The sequence below is a fragment of the Nocardia higoensis NBRC 100133 genome, from assembly GCF_000308595.1.
Lineage (GTDB): Bacteria > Actinomycetota > Actinomycetes > Mycobacteriales > Mycobacteriaceae > Nocardia > Nocardia higoensis.
The window spans coordinates 50,247-68,112 of record NZ_BAGA01000144.1 but is presented as its reverse complement, the minus strand read 5'-3'; the positions used below and the strand labels follow the sequence as shown (position 1 = coordinate 68,112).

17 protein-coding genes are annotated in these 17,866 nt (G+C 69.2%); 7 read left to right on the top strand and 10 right to left on the bottom strand.

Translation table 11 applies throughout. The features are described 5' to 3' along the window. Window positions 1–365 precede the first annotated feature (365 nt). Window positions 366–785: a DUF5318 domain-containing protein gene (locus ON26_RS26435; protein ID WP_169333778.1), complete on the bottom strand. Its 420-nt coding sequence runs from the start codon at window positions 783–785 to the stop codon at window positions 366–368. 168 nt (window positions 786–953) lie between these two features. On the opposite strand from ON26_RS26435, the gene ON26_RS26430 reads away from it, so the two are divergent. Then, on the top strand, window positions 954–1,511 hold the full coding sequence (locus tag ON26_RS26430) for a PadR family transcriptional regulator (RefSeq protein ID WP_040799885.1): 558 nt from the start codon (window positions 954–956) through the stop codon (window positions 1,509–1,511). Then, window positions 1,504–2,601, top strand: a complete 1,098-nt coding sequence (locus ON26_RS26425; protein ID WP_040799882.1) for an inositol-3-phosphate synthase — start codon at window positions 1,504–1,506, stop codon at window positions 2,599–2,601. The genes ON26_RS26430 and ON26_RS26425 overlap by 8 nt, the downstream gene beginning before the upstream one ends. 229 nt (window positions 2,602–2,830) lie before the next feature. Here the strand turns inward: ON26_RS26425 and ON26_RS26420 are convergent, their stop codons facing one another. The 6 genes from ON26_RS26420 to ON26_RS26395 all read right to left on the bottom strand — a co-directional run bounded on the left by ON26_RS26420 (window position 2,831) and on the right by ON26_RS26395 (window position 9,655). Then, on the bottom strand, window positions 2,831–3,256 hold the full coding sequence (locus ON26_RS26420) for a GyrI-like domain-containing protein (protein WP_040799879.1): 426 nt from the start codon (window positions 3,254–3,256) through the stop codon (window positions 2,831–2,833). A gap of 9 nt (window positions 3,257–3,265) precedes the next feature. After that, window positions 3,266–3,724, bottom strand: a complete 459-nt coding sequence (locus ON26_RS26415; RefSeq protein ID WP_040799876.1) for an effector binding domain-containing protein — start codon at window positions 3,722–3,724, stop codon at window positions 3,266–3,268. Window positions 3,725–3,928: 204 nt separating this feature from the next. After that, window positions 3,929–6,268 (bottom strand): transglycosylase domain-containing protein, encoded by a 2,340-nt coding sequence (locus ON26_RS26410; protein ID WP_040799873.1) that lies wholly within the window; start codon window positions 6,266–6,268, stop codon window positions 3,929–3,931. A gap of 110 nt (window positions 6,269–6,378) precedes the next feature. Then, a complete protein-coding gene (locus tag ON26_RS26405) occupies window positions 6,379–7,281 on the bottom strand; it encodes a carbohydrate ABC transporter permease (RefSeq protein WP_373280965.1) in 903 nt (300 codons plus the stop codon). Next, window positions 7,281–8,228, bottom strand: coding sequence for a carbohydrate ABC transporter permease (locus ON26_RS26400; protein ID WP_040799922.1), 948 nt, complete (start codon window positions 8,226–8,228; stop codon window positions 7,281–7,283). Before ON26_RS26400 ends, ON26_RS26405 begins: the two co-directional genes overlap by 1 nt. 125 nt (window positions 8,229–8,353) lie before the next feature. Continuing rightward, window positions 8,354–9,655 carry an ABC transporter substrate-binding protein gene (locus tag ON26_RS26395; RefSeq protein ID WP_040799871.1) on the bottom strand — a complete coding sequence of 434 codons (1,302 nt, stop codon included), beginning with the start codon at window positions 9,653–9,655 and terminating at the stop codon, window positions 8,354–8,356. A gap of 169 nt (window positions 9,656–9,824) precedes the next feature. Here ON26_RS26395 and ON26_RS26390 point away from each other — a divergent pair, with 169 nt between their 5' ends. Together ON26_RS26390 and ON26_RS26385 are read left to right on the top strand one after the other, a co-directional pair. Beyond that, window positions 9,825–10,691 carry a DUF2786 domain-containing protein gene (locus tag ON26_RS26390; protein ID WP_245546069.1) on the top strand — a complete coding sequence of 289 codons (867 nt, stop codon included), beginning with the start codon at window positions 9,825–9,827 and terminating at the stop codon, window positions 10,689–10,691. Between the two features lie 57 nt (window positions 10,692–10,748). Beyond that, the gene (locus tag ON26_RS26385) at window positions 10,749–11,264 is read left to right on the top strand and encodes a TIGR04338 family metallohydrolase (RefSeq protein WP_085999095.1); all 516 of its coding nucleotides are present in this window, start codon (window positions 10,749–10,751) and stop codon (window positions 11,262–11,264) included. On the opposite strand, the gene ON26_RS26380 is transcribed toward ON26_RS26385, so the two are convergent. Next, window positions 11,261–12,241 carry an o-succinylbenzoate synthase gene (locus ON26_RS26380; protein ID WP_040799868.1) on the bottom strand — a complete coding sequence of 327 codons (981 nt, stop codon included), beginning with the start codon at window positions 12,239–12,241 and terminating at the stop codon, window positions 11,261–11,263. The two genes, ON26_RS26385 and ON26_RS26380, sit on opposite strands and share 4 nt — an antisense overlap. Before the next feature lie 198 nt (window positions 12,242–12,439). Here ON26_RS26380 and ON26_RS26375 point away from each other — a divergent pair, with 198 nt between their 5' ends. Then, entirely contained in the window at window positions 12,440–13,504 is a 1,065-nt protein-coding gene (locus ON26_RS26375; protein ID WP_040799865.1) for a magnesium and cobalt transport protein CorA, read from the top strand. Window position 13,505: 1 nt separating this feature from the next. Here the strand turns inward: ON26_RS26375 and ON26_RS26370 are convergent, their stop codons facing one another. Then, complete coding sequence (locus tag ON26_RS26370; RefSeq protein ID WP_040799863.1) at window positions 13,506–14,081, bottom strand: TetR/AcrR family transcriptional regulator; 576 nt, start codon at window positions 14,079–14,081, stop codon at window positions 13,506–13,508. 257 nt (window positions 14,082–14,338) lie between these two features. Between ON26_RS26370 and ON26_RS26365 the strand changes: the two genes are divergently transcribed. Next, window positions 14,339–15,829: an MFS transporter gene (locus tag ON26_RS26365; protein ID WP_245546067.1), complete on the top strand. Its 1,491-nt coding sequence runs from the start codon at window positions 14,339–14,341 to the stop codon at window positions 15,827–15,829. Between the two features lie 185 nt (window positions 15,830–16,014). Here ON26_RS26365 and ON26_RS26360 read toward each other — a convergent pair whose 3' ends face one another. Beyond that, entirely contained in the window at window positions 16,015–17,184 is a 1,170-nt protein-coding gene (locus ON26_RS26360) for a thiolase family protein (RefSeq protein ID WP_040799861.1), read from the bottom strand. A gap of 102 nt (window positions 17,185–17,286) precedes the next feature. On the opposite strand from ON26_RS26360, the gene ON26_RS26355 reads away from it, so the two are divergent. After that, entirely contained in the window at window positions 17,287–17,796 is a 510-nt protein-coding gene (locus ON26_RS26355; protein WP_174375452.1) for a winged helix-turn-helix transcriptional regulator, read from the top strand. The last annotated feature ends 70 nt before the right edge of the window (window positions 17,797–17,866 follow it).

Sequence of the window (17,866 nt, the reverse complement as noted above, 5' to 3'; positions counted from 1 at the left end):
GGGGCGGCGGGCCGGAACGCATCGGCGGCCTGCCGCCGTTGGGAGCCATGCCGTTCGGACTCGCGCCGTTCGGGCCCGGCCGCGGCCCGCCCTGCATCGGTCCACCCTGACCCGGGCCGGGCCGTGGCCCGCCCTGCTGCGGACGGGGCGGCGGCTGACGCCGGGGATATCCGTTCGGATCCGGTTGTGAACTTCGCTGAGCACGGCCACCGTGCGGGTCATCGCCGTAGGGGGAAGTCTCGTAAGGCGAATTCACTGACAAGATCTCCATAACTCGTAGCGGTGAAGCGTGGTCGGTGCCTGGGCGGGCACGCCCGGCACTGGCGGGCGCCGAAGCTCACCCGCTCGGCTGATGGCCGAACACATCACTCGGCGGCGGTCCGTCGGCCTGCCCGCCCACCGGAACGGCGACGGGTGGGCGCGGGTGTGGCGCCGAGTACGTAGGACTGCACCAGATGATTCCAGCTGCAGCTGCGGCAGACCTCGACGACGTGTACCGAGAACTCCTCGCGGGTCTCGGCCAGACGGACGAGTTCCTCCGGTGTGCGCGCCGAGCCGGCGACCGGTCCCAGGCCGTCTCCGTAGACCCAGGACACGAGCGTCAACTGCTCTTTGCGGCAGATCGGACACGTGACCTCGCTCCCCCGGCCGTGGAACTTCGCCGCCCGCAGCAGGTAAGGGTTGGCGTCGCACACTTCGGCGACGGCCACACGGCCCGCATAGACGTCGGCCAGCAGTGATCGGCGCCGGAGCGCGTAGTCGACCACCTGCCGCTGGATTCGCACGCCACCAGAGTAGCGGTGTGCGCCGCCGCCCGCGCCGGGCTGTCGTGATTGCCACGGTGGGCACTACGGCCCCCGGGACGGCGAACTGTGCATAGATGTATCGCTCCGATATAGTGGATATTCGTATCCATCGGTTAGATCTGAGGACAAGTCAGGGGGTGAAGCCCGGTGCTCGAATTGGCGATTCTCGGGCTGCTCCTCGAATCGCCCATGCACGGCTACGAACTGCGCAAGCGGCTCACCGGCCTGCTCGGTGCGTTTCGGGCCTTCTCCTACGGGTCGCTCTACCCCACCCTGCGCCGCATGCAGGTGGACGGACTGATCGCGGAGGAGATTCCGGAGGGCGCCACCACCCGCCGGGCCCGCCGGGTCTACCAACTGACCGACGCGGGACGTGAGCGGTTCAACGAACTGCTCGCCGACACCGGCCCGCAGAACTACACCGACGACGGCTTCGGCGTACATCTGGCCTTCTTCACCCGCACCCCCGCCGAAGCGAGGATGCGAATTCTGGAGGGCAGGCGGCGTCAGGTCGAAGAGCGCCGAGAGGGGCTCCGGGAGGCGATCAAGAAGGCCAGTGGCTCACTGGATCGCTACACCCGGCAACTCCATCAACTCGGACTCGAATCCAGCGAGCGCGAAGTGCGCTGGCTCAACGAGTTGATTGCGGCGGAGCAATCGACGAACGCGGCACCACAGAAAGAGGGAAACATCGGCCATGACTGACATCACAACGGCTGAGAACGCCACCGAAGTTCGCGTGGCCATCGTGGGCGTGGGCAACTGCGCTTCCTCCTTGGTCCAGGGCGTGCAGTACTACAAGGACGCGGACGAGACCGCGACCGTGCCCGGTCTGATGCACGTCAAGTTCGGCCCCTACCACGTGCGCGACGTCAAGTTCGTCGCCGCTTTCGACGTCGACGCCAAGAAGGTCGGCTTCGACCTGGCCGAGGCGATCTTCGCCAGCGAGAACAACACCATCAAGATCTCCGACGTGCCCCCGACCGACGTCGTGGTGCAGCGCGGCCCGACCCTCGACGGCATCGGCAAGTACTACGCCGAGACCATCGAGCTCTCCGAGGCGCCCGCCGTCGACGTCGTGCAGGCGCTGAAGGACGCGAAGGTCGACGTGCTCGTGTCCTACCTGCCGGTGGGCTCGGAAGAGGCCGACAAGTTCTACGCCCAGTGCGCCATCGACGCCGGCGTGGCGTTCGTCAACGCGCTGCCGGTGTTCATCGCCTCCGACCCGGTCTGGGCGCAGAAGTTCGTCGACGCCGGCGTACCGATCGTCGGCGACGACATCAAGAGCCAGGTCGGCGCCACCATCACCCACCGCGTGATGGCCAAGCTGTTCGAGGATCGCGGCGTCCAGCTCGACCGCACCATGCAGCTCAACGTCGGCGGCAACATGGACTTCAAGAACATGCTCGAGCGCGAGCGTTTGGAGTCGAAGAAGATCTCCAAGACCCAGGCCGTCACCAGCAACCTGAAGAAGGAACTGGGCGCCAACGATGTGCACATCGGCCCGTCCGATCACGTCGGCTGGCTCGACGACCGCAAGTGGGCCTACGTGCGCCTCGAGGGCCGTGCCTTCGGCGACGTGCCGCTGAACCTGGAGTACAAGCTCGAGGTGTGGGACTCGCCGAACTCGGCGGGCATCATCATCGACGCGGTGCGCGCGGCCAAGATCGCCAAGGACCGCGGCATCGGCGGACCGGTCATCCCGGCCTCGGCCTACCTGATGAAGTCCCCGCCGCAGCAGCTGGCCGACGACATCGCCCGCGAGCAGCTCGAGGCGTTCATCATCGACGCGTAGTCGCGCACGGTAGTCGTGCATCGCGTGGTCGGCGAGACGTCCGATCATCGACGCGCGTCGTCGTCGCGGCATGTGCGGGACGGGTGGCGCCGCGGCTCGACGGCCGTGGCAACATCCCGGCGCACCGCTGGAAAGCGAGAGCCGGAACCCGAATCGGGTTCCGGCTCTCGGCCGTTTGCGGCGCTCCGCTGTCCGGCTCGATGTCCGCCGGACGTCGCCCGCTCGCGCGTCAGTCCAGTGAGACGTACACCTCGACCGAGGTCGGCCCGGTGTAGCGCTCGATCTCCGCGCGGTGCGAGCGGGTGATCACGCCGGTCGCCTCCGCCTTGGCCACCTGTGCCCAGGCGGTGCGCAGCAGATCGTAGGGCTTGTCGGAGACGACGAACCGGGCGTAGCGGCCGTGCGGGATGCGGGTGAGCACATCGCCGGCATCCAGCTCGTCGAGCCCGGCGATCTCGTAGCCGAGCACGGCGACGGCGTGGTCGTCCTGCCCCACATAGGCGGCCACCCGCGGCACCGCCTTCTCCCGCGCCAGATAGCGGTCCCAGGTGAAGTTCACCAGATCCAAATCACGGGCGGTCACCTCGCGACCGGCCAGCGGAATGGTCAGTCCGGCGACCAGGCTCTCGTCCAGGGTGACGATCTCGAAATCCACAGTGCGTTCCTACCCGTCGTTCGGTTCGTCGGCCAGCGACACGAAGACTTCCACGGTGTGGGCGTCGGGATAGTGCTCCACGTCCCCGGTGTAGGCACGCACGATCCGCCCGGCCGTCTCGGCGTCCCAGACCGCCCGCCAAACGGACACGATCGTATCGCCGAGATCGTCGCCGGTGGCCGTGAATCTGGCGTAGCGCCCGCCCGGCACCCGGGCGAGCACGTCACCGGGCAGCAGGTCGTCGATGCTGCGGCACTGGTAGCCCACGATGTGGGTCAGGTACGAATTGATCTCCGGGGCGTGGTCGACATAGGCGGTGGCCGGCCGGCCGGGTAGTCGCCTGGACAGTTTACTCTTCCAGGCCTGCTCCACCTTCACTCGTCGCGGTCCTTCCACCGCGAGTGCCGGGCTGCGTAGAACTGTGCCCGCCACCAGCGTCTCGGGACGGTCAACGACATTGAAATCCACCGGCGTAGCCCCTAAATCTCGTGTGTTCTCATCGGCGGCGCTGTTTGCGGCGACCGCGCACGGCGGTCGTGGTCGCTCGTGGCGCCCATCCTTGCGTATTCCCGCGCGCGACGGGCGCCTACCCCGGCCACCGCACCCGATGCTGCCACGTCCCGCGGTTCCGGGTGGGCAGGCGGTGGGTGCGGGCGGTCGCGCGTCGCGCGCTCAGCCGGGGATCGGGACGGTGATCCCCGGGAAGATCTCGATCTGGCGCGGCGGCGGTGCGGGCGCGGGCGCCGGTGCGGGCGGCGGGGCCGGTGCCGGTGCGGGTGCCGGTGCGGGTGCGGGTGCTTCGGGCACCGGCGCGGGTGCGGGCGCGGTCGGGAAGACGATGATCGGGCCCTGCGGCTGCGGCGACTGCGGCGGATTGAGAATGTCGTAGGGATTGCCGTTGCCGTTGCCGCTGTCCTGCGGCGACTGGATCTGCGGCTCCCAGGACGATGACTCCGGCTCGGGGAACTGTTCGATCGGCTCGCCCTCGTGCCCGCCGTCCATGGTCGCCTTCCAGATGGCCGACGGCAGCCCGGAGCCGTAGATGCGGGCGCCGCCGGCGGTGCGGATCGGCAGGGACTGTTCGGTGCCGACCCACACCGCGGTCGACATCTGCGGGGTGAAGCCGATCATCCACGCGTCCTTGTTCTCCCCGGTGTCGCCGAGCTGGGTGGTGCCGGTCTTGGCGCCGGACGGGCGCCCGTCGGCCAGGGCGTTGCCGTTGGAGTAGGAGGCGATCGGCAGCATCGCCTGGATCGTCTTGTTCGCGATGGCGGGCGAGATGCGCTGTTCGGGGTCGGGCAGTTCCTCGCCGATCGGGCCGTCGGGGCCGGCGCGGTCCAGCAGTACGCGGCCGTCGCCGGTCACCACCCGCTGCACGAAGTAGGGCCGGTGGTACATCCCGGACGCCGCGATGGTGGCATAGGCCGAGGCCATGTCGATCGGGCGCACCTGGTACTGGCCGAGCACGATGCCGTTGTAGGGCGGCTTACCGAACTCGGTCAGCGTCTCGTACTCCAGGCCGGGAATGCGTTTCGGGATGCCTGCCTGGTGGGCGGCGTCGGCGATGGACTGCGCGCCGTTCATCATCGACAGCGTCAGCCGGTAGAAGCTGGTGTTGAGCGAGCGCTTCAGCGCCTCGGCGATCGTGCACCGGCCGCAGGTCTCGTTCTCGACATTGGTGATGGTGACGCCGTGATCGGTGACCGGGGAGGAGTCGAGCACCCGGGTGAGCGGAATGCTCTGCTGCTGTGCGGCGATCGCGGCGAACACCTTGAACGAGGAGCCGGTCTGCAACGGCGCCTGCGCGAAGTCGTAACCGGTGCCGTCCTCGCCGCCGTAGTAGGCGCGCACCGAGCCCCAGCGGGGATCGATCGAGACCACCGCCGCGCGCAGTTCCGGCGGCTGCCCGCTCAGCCGGGAGCGCACCGCCGCCATGGCCGCCTGCTGCGCGCGCACGTCGATGGTGGTGGTGATCTGCAGTGCGCCGGTGTCGATCTCGAGATCGCTGATGCCGTACTCGCGCAGTTCGCGCAGCACCTGGGTGCGGATCAGCCCTTCGGGCCCGCGGGCCGCGCTGTCCTGGGGCACCTCGGCCAGCGGCGCGATCTTCGGGAAGACCACCGTGTCCCGGTCGCCGGGGGCGAGCACGCCCATGGTCACCATGCCGTCGATCACGTACTGCCAGCGCTCCTTCAGATCCGCGAGATGGGTCTCCGGATCCAGGATGGAGGGCGTGCGGATCACCGAGGCCAGCACCGCGCCTTCGGCCGGCGTCAGTTCGGCGGGCGGCTTGGCGAAGTAGGCCCGCGAGGCGGCCGCGATGCCGTAGGCCCCGCGCCCGTAGTAGATGGTGTTGAGGTAGGCGGCGAGGATCTCGTCCTTGGTCCACTGCCTGGCCATCTTGGTGGCGATCACGAGTTCGCGCATCTTCCGGCTGACCGTGCGCTCGGAACCGACGAAGGCGTTCTTCACGTACTGCTGGGTGATGGTGGAACCGCCGCCCGCGTCCTCCTTGCCGAGCAGGTTGTCGCGGGCCGCGCGCAGGAAGCCGGAGGTCGAGAAGCCGGGGTTGGAGTAGAAGCCGCGGTCCTCGGCGGAGAGCACGGCGTCGCGCACGTGCCGGGGCACTTCGCTGAGCGGGACCGGTGTCCGGTTACCTTCCGGCGGCACGATCGTGGCGATCACGGTGGCGCCGTCGGAGGCGGTGATGGTGGCGATCTGATTGGTCCGCACGGCCGAGGGGTCGGGGATCTCCGAGCGCCAGTACACCAGCGCGAACAACAGCGCGGGCACGCCGACGAAGATCACGAACAGCGCCAGCGCCAGCCGCCGCCACCCACGCGCCCGCCCGTCAGCCGGTCTGTCCTGCGGTTCCGCCGGTGGATCGCCCTCTTGTTCCGGCGGACTCTGCTCCGGTTCCCGCCATCCCGCGAGCGTGGCGTAGGGCGTCTCGCCCGCCTCGCCTCCGGCGTCGCGCTGCCCCCGCCGCTTGCCGAACGCGCCCACGAGCATCTCCCTTCGGAGCGTCGGTCCCACACGAAAACGATCGAGCCACCCTGCACTTTACAGGGTGGCTCGATATGTTCCGCGCTACGGCAACGACCCAGCTACCGATGGCTCGATCAGCTCTTGACGCCGCCCGCGGTGAGACCGGAGATGATCCGGCGCTGGAAGAGCAGAACCATGATGACCAGCGGAATCGTCACCAGGGTGCCCGCCGCCATGATCGCCGCGTACGGCTGCACCAGCGGATTGTTGCCGGAGAAGCGGGCGATCGCCACGGTCACCGGCTCGGTCTTGTCACCGGAGAGCAACCGCGCGAGCAGGTATTCGTTGACCGCGGCGATGAACGCCAGGATCGCGGTGGTGAACACCGCGGGCGCGGCCAGTGGCAGCATGACCAGGCGGAATGCCTGCGCCTTGGTCGCACCGTCGATGCGGGCGGCCTCCTCGAGTTCCCACGGCAGTTCGGTGAAGAACGAGGCCAGGATGTAGACGGTCATCGGCAGCACGAAGGAGATGTTCGGGATGATCATCGCCTGGTACTGGCCGATCCAGCCGAGGCTGGTGAACAGCTGGAACAGCGGGGTCACCAGCACCACGACCGGGAACATCGAGGCGCTCAGGATCAGCCCGGCCACGATGTACTTGCCCTTGAACACCAGGCGCGCCAGCGCGTAGGCCGCGAACACGCCGATCACCAGCGCGATGACCGTGGTGATCGAGCCGATGATCACGCTGTTGAGCATCGCCCGGCCGAAGTCGTTGCCGCGGCTGGTGTCGAAGGCGTTGCGGAAGTTCTCCAACGTCACGTGGGTGGGCCACGGGGTGTTGTCGAAGGTGTAGGCCGGATCGCGGAAGGCGGTGACCGCCATCCAGTAGAACGGGCCCAGACCCCACAGCAGCACGATCAACGCGCCGATATAGATGCGCAGCCCCGCGATCTTCTTCGTCCACGGCACCGGGTTCACCTTCGGCTTCTCCGGTGCGGACTCTTTCCGCAGGCTCGTAGTAGTCGTGGCCATCAGTGCGCCTCTCGCTGAGCTTCCTGGGTCCGCACCGCGTTGGCGCCCAGGAACTTCACCATCACGAACGCCACGGCGAATATCAGCAGGAACGTGATCGTCGACAGTGCCGCTGCGCTGTTGGGCCCCTGCCTGACCTGATCGACCACCAGGATCGACACCGTCCTGGTGTCCGGGTTGTTCAGCGTCAGGATCGCGGGCAGGTCGTACATGCGCAGCGCGTCCATCGTGCGGAACAGGATCGCCACCATCAGCGCGGGCTTGAGCAGCGGCATGGTGATCTGGGTGAACCGCTGCCAGGCCGAGGCGCCGTCGACCTTGGCGGCCTCGTACACGTCGTTCGGGATGACCTGCAGTCCGGCCAGGATCAGCAGCGCCATGAACGGCGTCGTCTTCCACACATCGGCCACGATCACCGCGAACCGGGCCGCCCACGGGTCCGAGGTCCACAGGATGTGGGTGCCGAGCACCCGGTTGACCACGCCGTCGTACTGGAACATGAACTCCCACAGCCGCGCGGTGACCGCGGTGGGGATGGCCCACGGGATCAGCACCGCCGCGCGCAGCAGCGCCCGGCCGGTGAAGCTCTTGCTCATCACCATCGCCATGATCAGGCCGAGGGTTGCCTCCAGCGTGACGGTGACGACCGCGAAGAAGACCGTGATGCCGATGGCGGTCCAGAACTGCGAGCCCAGGTTGCCGGTGGGGCAGGCGATGGTCTCGCCGGTCGGCAGCGTGCACTGCTGCAACAGCCAGTGCAGGTAGTTGTCGAAGCCGGCGTTGCCGCCCTCGACGAACATCCCGGTGCTCGGGTCCAGCCCGGCATCCTTCTGGAAGGACATGTACAGCGCGCGCGCGACCGGGTAGCCGATGACCACGGTCAGCGCCAGCAGCACGGGTGTGACCAGCAGCCACGCCCGCCGCGAGGCGCGCAGTTCGGCCCCCAGCCCGCCGAAGAACCCGCGTTTCGGCGCGAGGAATTCGTCCTTCGACAGGGGTGGGGCCGCGTTCGGGGGAACCGACACCGTTATCTCTCTCCTACGGGTTGGTCGGGTCCGGTGCGCGTTACCGCCTACGAACCGGCGGTCTCGATGCCCTTCTGCATGTCGACGATCGCGGCGTCGACGGACTTGGCTCCGGTCAGGGCAGCATAGGCGTTGTCCTGGATGGCCTTGGACACCGCCGGGTAGAACGGGGTGACCGGCCGCGGCACGGCGCCCGCGATGGATTCCTTGAGCGCGGGCAGGTACGGCATCTTGGCGATCAGGGCGGGCTCGTCGTAGAGCGAGGCGCGCACCGACGGCAGCGCGCCCGAGGCCACGATGTGCTGGGCGTCCTCGCTGATCAGGAAGCGCAGGAAGTCCAGCGCGGTGGCCTTGTTCTTGGAGAACGAGCTGATCGCGGCGTTGTAGCCGCCCAGAGTGGAGGCGCCGATCCCGTTCTCGCCGGGCAGCGGGGCGACCCCGAACTTGTCCTTCACCAGCGAGGATTCCGCGCCCGCGTCACCGAAGGTGGACGGCCAGCCGCGCAGGAACATCAGGTTGCCCTGGGTGAAGGCGTTGGCCGACTCGGGCTCCTTGAAGGTGATGGCTTCCTTCGGGATGTCGCCGTTGTTGTAGGCGTCTACCAGGGTGCTCAGGCCGGTGCGGGCCTGCGGGCTGTCCACGGTGGCGGTCTTGCCGTCGGAGCCGACGAAGGTGCCGCCGAAGGCGTTGATGACCTCGGAGGTGTTCACCGTCAGGCCCTCGTAGGGCGCGAATTGACCGGCGTAGCAGCCGATGCCGTTGTCACGGGCGATCTGGCACTTCCCGAGCATCTCGCCCCAGGTCTTGGGCGGCTCGGGCACCAGGTCGGTGCGGTAGAACAGCAGCCCGCCGTTGGTGTTGCGCGGCGCGGCGTAGAGGGTGTTGTTGTAGGTGGCGCTGGCCACGGTGGGGGACAGCAGCGTGGAGGTGTCGATCGAGAAGGAGTCCTTCAGCGGCTGGATCCAGCCCTTGGCGGCGAACTCCGCGGTCCACGGCACGTCCAGGGCGATCACGTCGTAGTCCGACTGCTGGGAGCGCATGTGCTCGACCAGGTCGTCGTACTGCTGGGAGGCGTCGTTGGACTGCTCCTTGAAGGTCACCTGCTCGTCGGGGTGCGAGGCGTTCCAGCGCTCGATGAGCTGCTTGACCACGCCGGTCTCGGTGGTGTCCTTGCCCTCGACGTAGGTGATCGGGCCACGGCCCTCGAGGTTCTCGCTGGTGGGGTTGCCGCCGCTGTCGCTCGAGCAGGCGGTGGCGAAGGTGGCCGTCAGCAGCGCGGCCGACGCGGCGACCATCGCGGCGCGCGGTACGACCGATGAACGTAGGGACGACACCTTTTTCCAAGCCATCGCGGACACTCTCCAAAAATTTCCGACGTCTGCGGGTTACGACGTGAGCGGCAGCACACCGAGGCCGGTGCATCACGCAAGATACATGGTGCGGTCTCGCCGCGTCCGATCATGCTCGGGATTCGGGGTGACCCGGAGCGGTCGGCGCCCGGGGTTAGGCTGGCGTGCGATGAGTGCGCCGAACCAGGTTCCCGAGCGGATGCTGACCCGCATCGGCGGGTTGCTGCGCAAGGCCGAGGCCACCGACAACGAGCACGAGGCCGAGGCTTTCCTGGCCGCCGCGCAGCGCCTGGCGACCCGCTCGTCCATCGATCTCGCGGTGGCCCGCGCGCACGTCGCGGGCCGGGAACGCAAGGTGACCCCGGTGCAGCGGATCATCCCGATCGGCGAACCCGGCCGCAAAGGGCTGCGCACCTACGTGCAGCTGTTCGTCGCCATCGCGCACGCCAACGACGTGCGCTGCGATGTCGCCCGCACCTCCACCCAGGTCTACGCCTACGGTTTCGCCGCCGACATCGACCTGTGCGAAGCCCTCTACGCGAGCCTGCTGGTGCAGATGGTGCGAGCCGGTGACCACTACATCAAGTCCGGCGCCTACCGGGAGGCGACGGTGGACAGGATCGTCACCGAGCGCCGCGGCGGCGCGGTCGTGCGCCGCCGGGTCCGCACCCCCGCCGCCGCGGTGACCGCGCGCCTGAACTTCCAGATGGCCTTCGCCGAACGGATCGGACGCCGCTTGGCCGAGGTGAAGTCCTCGGTCGAAGCCGAAGCCGTCGAAGCCGATGCCGCCGCGGGGTGCAGCGTGGCCAGCGGTACCGCACTCGCTCTGCGGAACAAGGAGATCGAGCTGGTCGACTTCTACACCAGCACCTCCGAGGCGCGCGGCACCTGGCGTGGTCCACAGGCCTCGACCGGGCATTCCGCCGCCGCCCGGCGGGCCGGTGACCGGGCAGGCCGGGCCGCGCGCCTGGGGCTGTCCCCGGAATTGGGCGCCGCCAGGGGCGAATTGGCGCCGGGACGCGGTGCGCGCGAATGACGGCGGCGGTGTCCCGCGCCGGATCAGCGCACGGACGGCGAGATGATGGTGCGCGACATCGTGTCCGCACGTGACATCCAGCGCGCCAAGGTCTACGACGCCGAACAGTTGGTGCGCGGACTGTTCGACCGGGCCGACGAATCCGGCCACCGAACCGTCGAATTCCACGGTTCGCGGCTGACCCTGCCGATCGAGCGCCGTTTCGCCTCCGTCGACTCGGTACAGACCTACGCCGATCGGGTGCTGGCCCTGAACTGGGTTCGTGCCCGATGGGCTCGCGCCGAGGCTCCGGTCCGCGTGCGCGCCAGGGCGGGAACCGCTGCCGCGCACTACGACCCGGCGGGCGCGGAGCTCGCCGTACCCCTGCACGCCGGCGGCACGGCCTGGGCATTGCGCGAATTGGTCGTCCTGCACGAGCTGGCCCACCACCTCGCCCCGGAGGTGGACTCCTCGCCTGCGCACGGACCCGAATTCTGTTCTCGCTACCTCGAACTGGTCGACGGCATCATCGGCCCCGAAGCCGCCCTGCTGCTGCGCGCGACCATGTCGGGATGCGGGGTGCGCATCGGCTAGTGGTCCCCTCGCGCGTCGACCAGCGCCCGGACCCGCCGATATCTGTCCTGCCACCACGCGACCCGTGCGGGGTCGGGATGGCGATACCGCTCCAGCAGGGCCGGGTCGGGATCGCGCGGGCGCAGGGGGACCGGCAGATAACCGTCGACCGGGAGCAGCGGCTCGGTCACCAGATCACCCTCGAACAGCGCGGCCGTTCCCAGTCCGCACGCGAAGTCGAGCTGCGGCAACGCTCCCGCGAGCGCCAGCTGCGCCCCCAGCCCGACGCTGGTCTCCAGCGCCGAGGACACCACCACCGGCAGCCCGGCGGCTTCGGCCACCCGCAGTGCCCGCCGCACCCCGCCCAGCGGTGTGCACTTGATCACCGCGATGTCGGCGGCCTCCGCGACCGCCGCCCGCATCGGGTCCTCCGCCCGTCGGATCGACTCATCGGCCGCGATCGGCACATCGATCTTCCTGCGCACCGCGGCCAGCTCCTCGATCGTCCGGCAGGGCTGCTCGACATACTGCAAACCGCCTGCCACCCGGTCGATTTCGGTGATGTGCGCGACAGCGGTGTCCACATCCCACACCGCGTTCGCGTCAACGCGCACGGCCCCGTCGGGCCCGAGCGCCTCCCGTACCGCCGCCACCCGCTCCAGATCCTCGCGCAGCGACTCCGGGTGATCGGCCACCTTCACCTTCGCCGTCCGGCAGCCGGAGTCGAGCACCATCCGACGCGCCCGCTCCGTGTCGACGGCGGGCACGATGCAGTTCACCGGGATCCACTCGCGCACCGGCTCCGGCCAGCCCCTCTCGGCCTGCTCCAGCGCCGTGGCCAGCCAGCCGGCCGCCTCCCTGTCGTCGTACTCGGGGAACGCGCAGAAGTCGCCCCAGCCCCGCGCGCCGGGAATCACCATCCCCTCCCGCACGGTGATGCCGCGAAATCGGGTGCGCATCGGGATCGCGTAGACGAGGGGCTCGACGGGCAGGCTCATCCCGCCACGATAGGTCGCGGGGTCGGCGCTGTGCCGATGGTGCTACGCGTCGTGTCCGCCGACAGGGGATCGAGGGGGGCGCGGGGCGGTCGCGAGCCGGTTCCGCAGGCCCGAGGTAGCCCTCCCGGTTCGGCTCAGCCCTGATTGCCGGGAACCGGTCTGCGGTCGGGGTGCGGTACGGGGGGCTAGGCTGCGGCCGTGACCAATCAGGACGGCCGGGAGGCGGGGGCGCGGCAGCGGGCGAGGGTGAACCGGATCCCCGTTCCCACCGCGCGAGCGATCGTCGACTGCGCGGTCTACCGGCACGGCAGGCGGGTACCGGGCCGGTTCACCCACGCGGAGGCGTTGAAAGCGGTGCGCGGGCCCGAGGGCGGGTTCGTCTGGATCGGGATGCACGAACCCGACGAACGGCAGCTCGGGGACGTCGCCACGGAATTCGGTCTGCACCCGCTGGCGGTGGAGGACGCGCTGGTCGCGCGTCAGCGCCCCAAGCTCGATCGCTACGACGAGGTGATGGTCGTGGTGCTGCGCACGGTCGCCTACGTCGAGCACGACAAGAGCAGCGTCAGCGAGATCGTGAAGACCGGCGAGATCCTGGTGTTCGTGGGGCCGGATTTCGTGGTCGCGGTACGGCACGGCTCGCACTCCCAGTTGAAGACGGTGCGCGCGAACCTCGAGGCCGATCCCGAACGGCTGTCACTGGGGCCGGGCGCGGTGCTGCACGCGATCGCCGACCACATCGTCGACACCTATCTGGAGGTGACCGCGGCGGTGGAGGAGGACGTCGAGGAGATGGAGGAGGAGGTGTTCACCCCGCGCTCCAGGATGCCCGTCGAGCCCATCTACCAGCTCAAGCGGGAGATCGTCGAGCTGCGCCGGGCGGTGCTGCCGCTGGCCGCGCCCCTGCAGGCGTTGGCGAAGGCGGACTCGGGGCTGCCGAAGGAGATCCGCCATTACCTGCGTGATGTCGCCGATCACCACACCAACGCGGCCGAACGCATCACCGACCTCGACGACGCGCTGTCCTCGCTGGTCAACGCCTCGCTCACCAAGATCACCGTGCAGCAGAACACCGATATGCGCAAGATCAGCGCGCTGGTCGCGATCGCCGCGGTGCCGACCATGATCGCCGGCGTCTACGGCATGAATTTCCAGCACATGCCCGAGCTGACCCACGTCTGGGGATATCCGGCGGTGCTGCTGGCGATGGTCGTGATCTGCGGCGGCCTGTTCGTGGCCTTCCGCCGCAACGGCTGGTTGTGAGCTAGTCACGCAACAGCGGCTCGGCCATCGCCGTGACATAGCGCGCGATCACGTCGACATCGGCCGCGGCCAGCGCGGGGCTGCCGATCTTCTTGCGCATCACCGTCACGCCGACGACGAGCGCGTTGAGCAGCTCCGCGCGCAGCCCGCCGTCGGGGTCGCCGAGTCGGTCGCCCAGTTTCGTGGTGAGGGTCGATTCGACGATGTCCCTGATGACAGCGGTGATCGTCTCGTTGTTGACCACGCCGGCCAGCATGGCGGTCGCGCCGCGCCCGGAATCGGTGACCTCGAGGACCTCGTGCAGCATCCGGGCGGGTATGTCCGGCAGGGAGACGGTCGTCACGATGTCGGCCATGCCCGCCTCGTTCGTGCGGACCGCCTCCACGAACAGGTTTTCCTTGGAACCGAAATAGCGGTTGATCAGGGCCTGGTTCACACCCGCCGCGGCGGCGATGTCGCGGCTGGTGGTCTGGGTCGCGCCGCGTTCGGCGAGCAGGGACCTGGCTGCGGTGAGCAGCGCCTGACGGGTGGCCGTCGCGTTTCGGCGTCGGGGTCGGTCGGGTGCGTCGGCGGCCATCGGAAGTGTCCTCCAGTCGGATAGACGGCTCCGCCGAGCGTAGAGCACCGCGCCACCCGCCTGAGTGTGACGAGGCATAAGTAAACATTTGTTGACTTGCTGTGGTCGCGGGCTCTAACCTGATCAGTCGTCAGTTGTTTACTTGGACGGATCGCGCCGGGTCGCCGCCGCTCTGTGCGCGCCGCCGTCTGATTCCGGGGTCTTCCCGAAACCAGATCCGATCCCTGTCCGGGATCTGCCGCCGAGGAGTAGTTGCCGTGTCCCCATCGTCCGAGCAGGCCGCGCGCCCAGGCCTGGTGGTCGCCACCCTGGCCCTGGCCGGAACCGTGGCCGCGATCATGCAGACCCTGGTCACCCCGCTGCTTCCGCAACTGCCGCAGATTCTGCACACCTCGCAGTCGAACGCGACCTGGGTGATCACCGTGACCCTGCTCGCCGCGGCGGTGTTCGTCCCGCTGTCCGGCCGGGCCGGTGACCTGTTCGGCAAGCGCCGTGTCCTGCTCGCCTGCACCGTTCCGCTCATCGTCGGATCCGTGCTCTGCGCGCTGGCCTCGTCGGTGTGGCCGATGATCATCGGCCGCGGCCTGCAGGGCATCGGTATGGGCATGGTTCCGCTCGGCATCGCCCTGCTGCGCGATGTCGTGCCCGGGGAGAAGATGAGCTCGTCCATCGCCCTGGTGAGCGCGTCCATGGGCATCGGCGGCGGCATCGGCCTGCCGCTGTCGGCGGCCATTGCCGAGTACGCGAACTGGCGGGTGCTGTTCTGGCTGTCGGCGGTCCTGGCCGTGGCGATCGCCACCCTGGTGTGGTTCGTGATCCCGGACGTCCCGCCCGCCGCGAAGGGGCAGCATTTCGACATCGTCGGCGCCATCGGTCTCGGCATCGGCCTGATCTGCCTGCTGCTCGGAGTGTCGAAGGGCGCGGACTGGGGCTGGTCCTCGGCCACCACGCTCGGCCTGCTCGTTGCCGCCGTCGTGGTGTTGATCGCTTGGGGCGCTTGGGAACTGCGCTCCCGTGAACCCATCGTCGACCTGCGCACCACCGCGCGTCCCCGGGTGCTGATGACCAACATCACCTCGATCTTCGTCGGCATCGGCATGTACGCGAGCATGCTCGTGCTGCCGCAGCTGCTGCAGTACCCGGCCGCCACCGGTTACGGCCTCGGCCAGTCGATGCTCGCCGCGGGCCTGTGGATGCTGCCCGGCGGCCTGATGATGATGATCGTCTCGCCGCTCGGCGGAAAGCTCACCGACGCTCGCGGTCCCAAGGTCACCCTCATGTGCGGCGCACTGGTGCTGTCCCTCGGCTACGGCCTGACACAGGTGCTCTTCGGCACCGCCTGGGGTCTGATGATCGCGCTCATGGTCATCAACGGCGGTGTCGCCCTCGCCTACGGTGCGATGCCCGCGCTGATCATGAGCTCGGTCCCGCGCACCGAGACCGCCGCCGCCAACGGCTTCAACACCCTGATGCGCTCGCTGGGCACCTCGGTCGGCGCCGCCGCCATCGGCGCGGTCCTGGCCCAGATGACCATCTCCATGGGCGAGCACACCATGACCTCCGAGGCGGGCTTCCGGGTCGCCCTGGTCATCGGTGGCGGCGTCGCCCTCGTGGCGCTGCTGCTCGCCTCGCTGATCCCCGCCGCTCCGGCGCCCGCCGAGGTCGAGGACGACCACACCGGGCACGCGCCGCAGGCTCCGGCCGCGGGCGCGCGCGCCTCGCTGGACAAGGCGACCGCCGACGCCTGACCCGCAGCGGGCCATCGGGTTCGTGGGCTGACCGCCGCAGATCCGGTGCGCCGGAACGGAGTACACGCGCTGCTGAGCGTTTCCGCGAACGGAGCACCACGCGGGCCGCACCTTTCGCAGGTGCGGCCCGCGTCGTCGTCGGCAAAGGCCTCGGTCGAGGCGGTGACCGTCCGGGCGGAGAGCTCTCAGATCCTTTCGAAGATCGTCGCGTTCGCCAGACCGCCCGCCTCGCACATCGTCTGCAATCCGTACCGCGCGCCGCGATCACGCATGGCGTGCACCAGTGTCGTCGCCAGCCGCGCGCCCGAGGCGCCCAGCGGGTGGCCCAGGGCGATGGCTCCGCCGTTGACGTTCACCTTGGCCAGGTCGGCCCCGGTGTCCGCGGCCCAGGCCAGCACGACCGGCGAGAAGGCCTCGTTGATCTCGATCAGGTCGATGTCGGAGAGCTGGAGTCCGGCGCGCTGCAACACCTTTCGGGTGGCCGGGATGACGGCGGTCAGCATCAGTAGCGGGTCGTCGCCCGCTACGGCGAAGCTGTGCACCCGGGCCAGCGGCGTCAGGCCGAGTTGCGCGGCCCGCTCGCTGGTCATGATCAGCACCGCAGCGCTGCCGTCGCTGACCTGGCTGGCCGAGGCCGCGGTGATGCGCCAGTCGATTTCGGGGAAGCGCGCCGCCATCGCCGGGTCGTGATAGGCGGGCCGCAACGCGCCGAGTGTTTCCAGCGTGCTGCCGACACGGATGCCCTCGTCGGTGGTCAGGCCCGCGATCGGGGCCAGTTCGGGGGTGAACAGCCCGTTCTTCGTCGCCTGCGCCGCCTTGTCGTGGCTGGCCAGCGCGAATTCGTCGAGCCGGGTGCGGCCGAGTCCCCAGCGGGCCGCGATGAGTTCGGCGCTGATGCCCTGCGGGACAAGGCCTTCCGGGTAGCGCTCGGCGAACCCGACGCCGGAGATGTCGCCCGCCCCGGCGACGCTCGCGCCCATGGGAATCCGCCCCATCGACTCCACGCCCGCCGCGACCACGATGTCGTAGGCGCCGGCGATCACGCCCTGCGCGGCGAAGTGGATGGCCTGCTGGCTGCTGCCGCACTGCCGGTCGACGGTGGTGGCGGGCACCGATTCGGGATATCCGGCGGCGAGGGCGGCCCGCCGGGTGACATTGGCGCCCTGCTCGCCGACCTGGCTCACCACGCCGCCGATCACGTCGTCGATCAACGCCGGGTCGATGCCGCTGCGGTCGACCACCGCGCGCAGGCTGTGCGCCAGCAGGTCGACGGCGTGCACATCGTGCAGCGCCCCGTTCGGCTTGCCCTTGCCGATCGGGGTGCGGACGGCTTCGACGATCACCGCGTCTCTCATGGTGGTTCCTCTCGGACCGCGAGCCGGGCCCCGTTGACCTGACTCGACTTTTGTATAGTCAGACTAACGCCTGGCTATAGTTCACTCAATCCAGAAACCCGTATGATGTGCGTCATGGCAGCGGTGATGGAAGGCCCCCTGGCGGATCTGAGCGCGTGGAAGACCGACGAATGCTCGATCGCCAAGGCCATGGACCTGGTCGGCAGTCGCTCCGCCGTGCTCATCCTGCGCGAGGCCTACTACGGCACCCGCCGGTTCGACGGTTTCGCCGCCCGCGTCGGCATCACCCCCGCCGCCGCCTCAGCCCAGCTGCGCAAACTCACCGAGGCCGGCCTGCTGGAGAAGATCCCCTACCGCGAGGAGGGCAAGCGGACCCGGCACGAATACGTCCTCACCCCCATGGGCCGCGACCTGCTCCCCGCCGTGCTCGCCCTCATGCAGTGGGGCGACGCCTACCTCCAGCCCGGCCCGCCGCCCCTGCAACTCGTGGAAGCGGCGACCGGCGCGCCGGTGCGCGTGGAGGTCCGCAGCGCCACCGGCAAGCAGATCGAGCTGGAGGAACTCGGCGTCCGGGTCAACGAGGACTACCTGCGCACTCGCCGCCGCGCTTGAACCGGCAACGCGCCGCCCGCTTTCGAGGGTGCGGCCGGCGGCGAGGCGCGGATCGAAAGCAACGGGCCGC

Excerpts from the sequence above, each read along its gene's own strand:
- ON26_RS26425 (WP_040799882.1), top strand. The coding sequence starts at position 1,504 with ATGACTGACATCACAACGGCTGAGAACGCCACCGAAGTTCGCGTGGCC.
- ON26_RS26410 (WP_040799873.1), bottom strand. The coding sequence starts at position 6,268 with ATGCTCGTGGGCGCGTTCGGCAAGCGGCGGGGGCAGCGCGACGCCGGA.
- ON26_RS26405 (WP_373280965.1), bottom strand. The coding sequence starts at position 7,281 with ATGGCCACGACTACTACGAGCCTGCGGAAAGAGTCCGCACCGGAGAAG.
- ON26_RS26395 (WP_040799871.1), bottom strand. The coding sequence starts at position 9,655 with ATGGCTTGGAAAAAGGTGTCGTCCCTACGTTCATCGGTCGTACCGCGC.
- ON26_RS26390 (WP_245546069.1), top strand. The coding sequence starts at position 9,825 with ATGAGTGCGCCGAACCAGGTTCCCGAGCGGATGCTGACCCGCATCGGC.
- ON26_RS26380 (WP_040799868.1), bottom strand. The coding sequence starts at position 12,241 with ATGAGCCTGCCCGTCGAGCCCCTCGTCTACGCGATCCCGATGCGCACC.
- ON26_RS26370 (WP_040799863.1), bottom strand. The coding sequence starts at position 14,081 with ATGGCCGCCGACGCACCCGACCGACCCCGACGCCGAAACGCGACGGCC.
- ON26_RS26360 (WP_040799861.1), bottom strand. The coding sequence starts at position 17,184 with ATGAGAGACGCGGTGATCGTCGAAGCCGTCCGCACCCCGATCGGCAAG.
- ON26_RS26355 (WP_174375452.1), top strand. The coding sequence starts at position 17,287 with ATGATGTGCGTCATGGCAGCGGTGATGGAAGGCCCCCTGGCGGATCTG.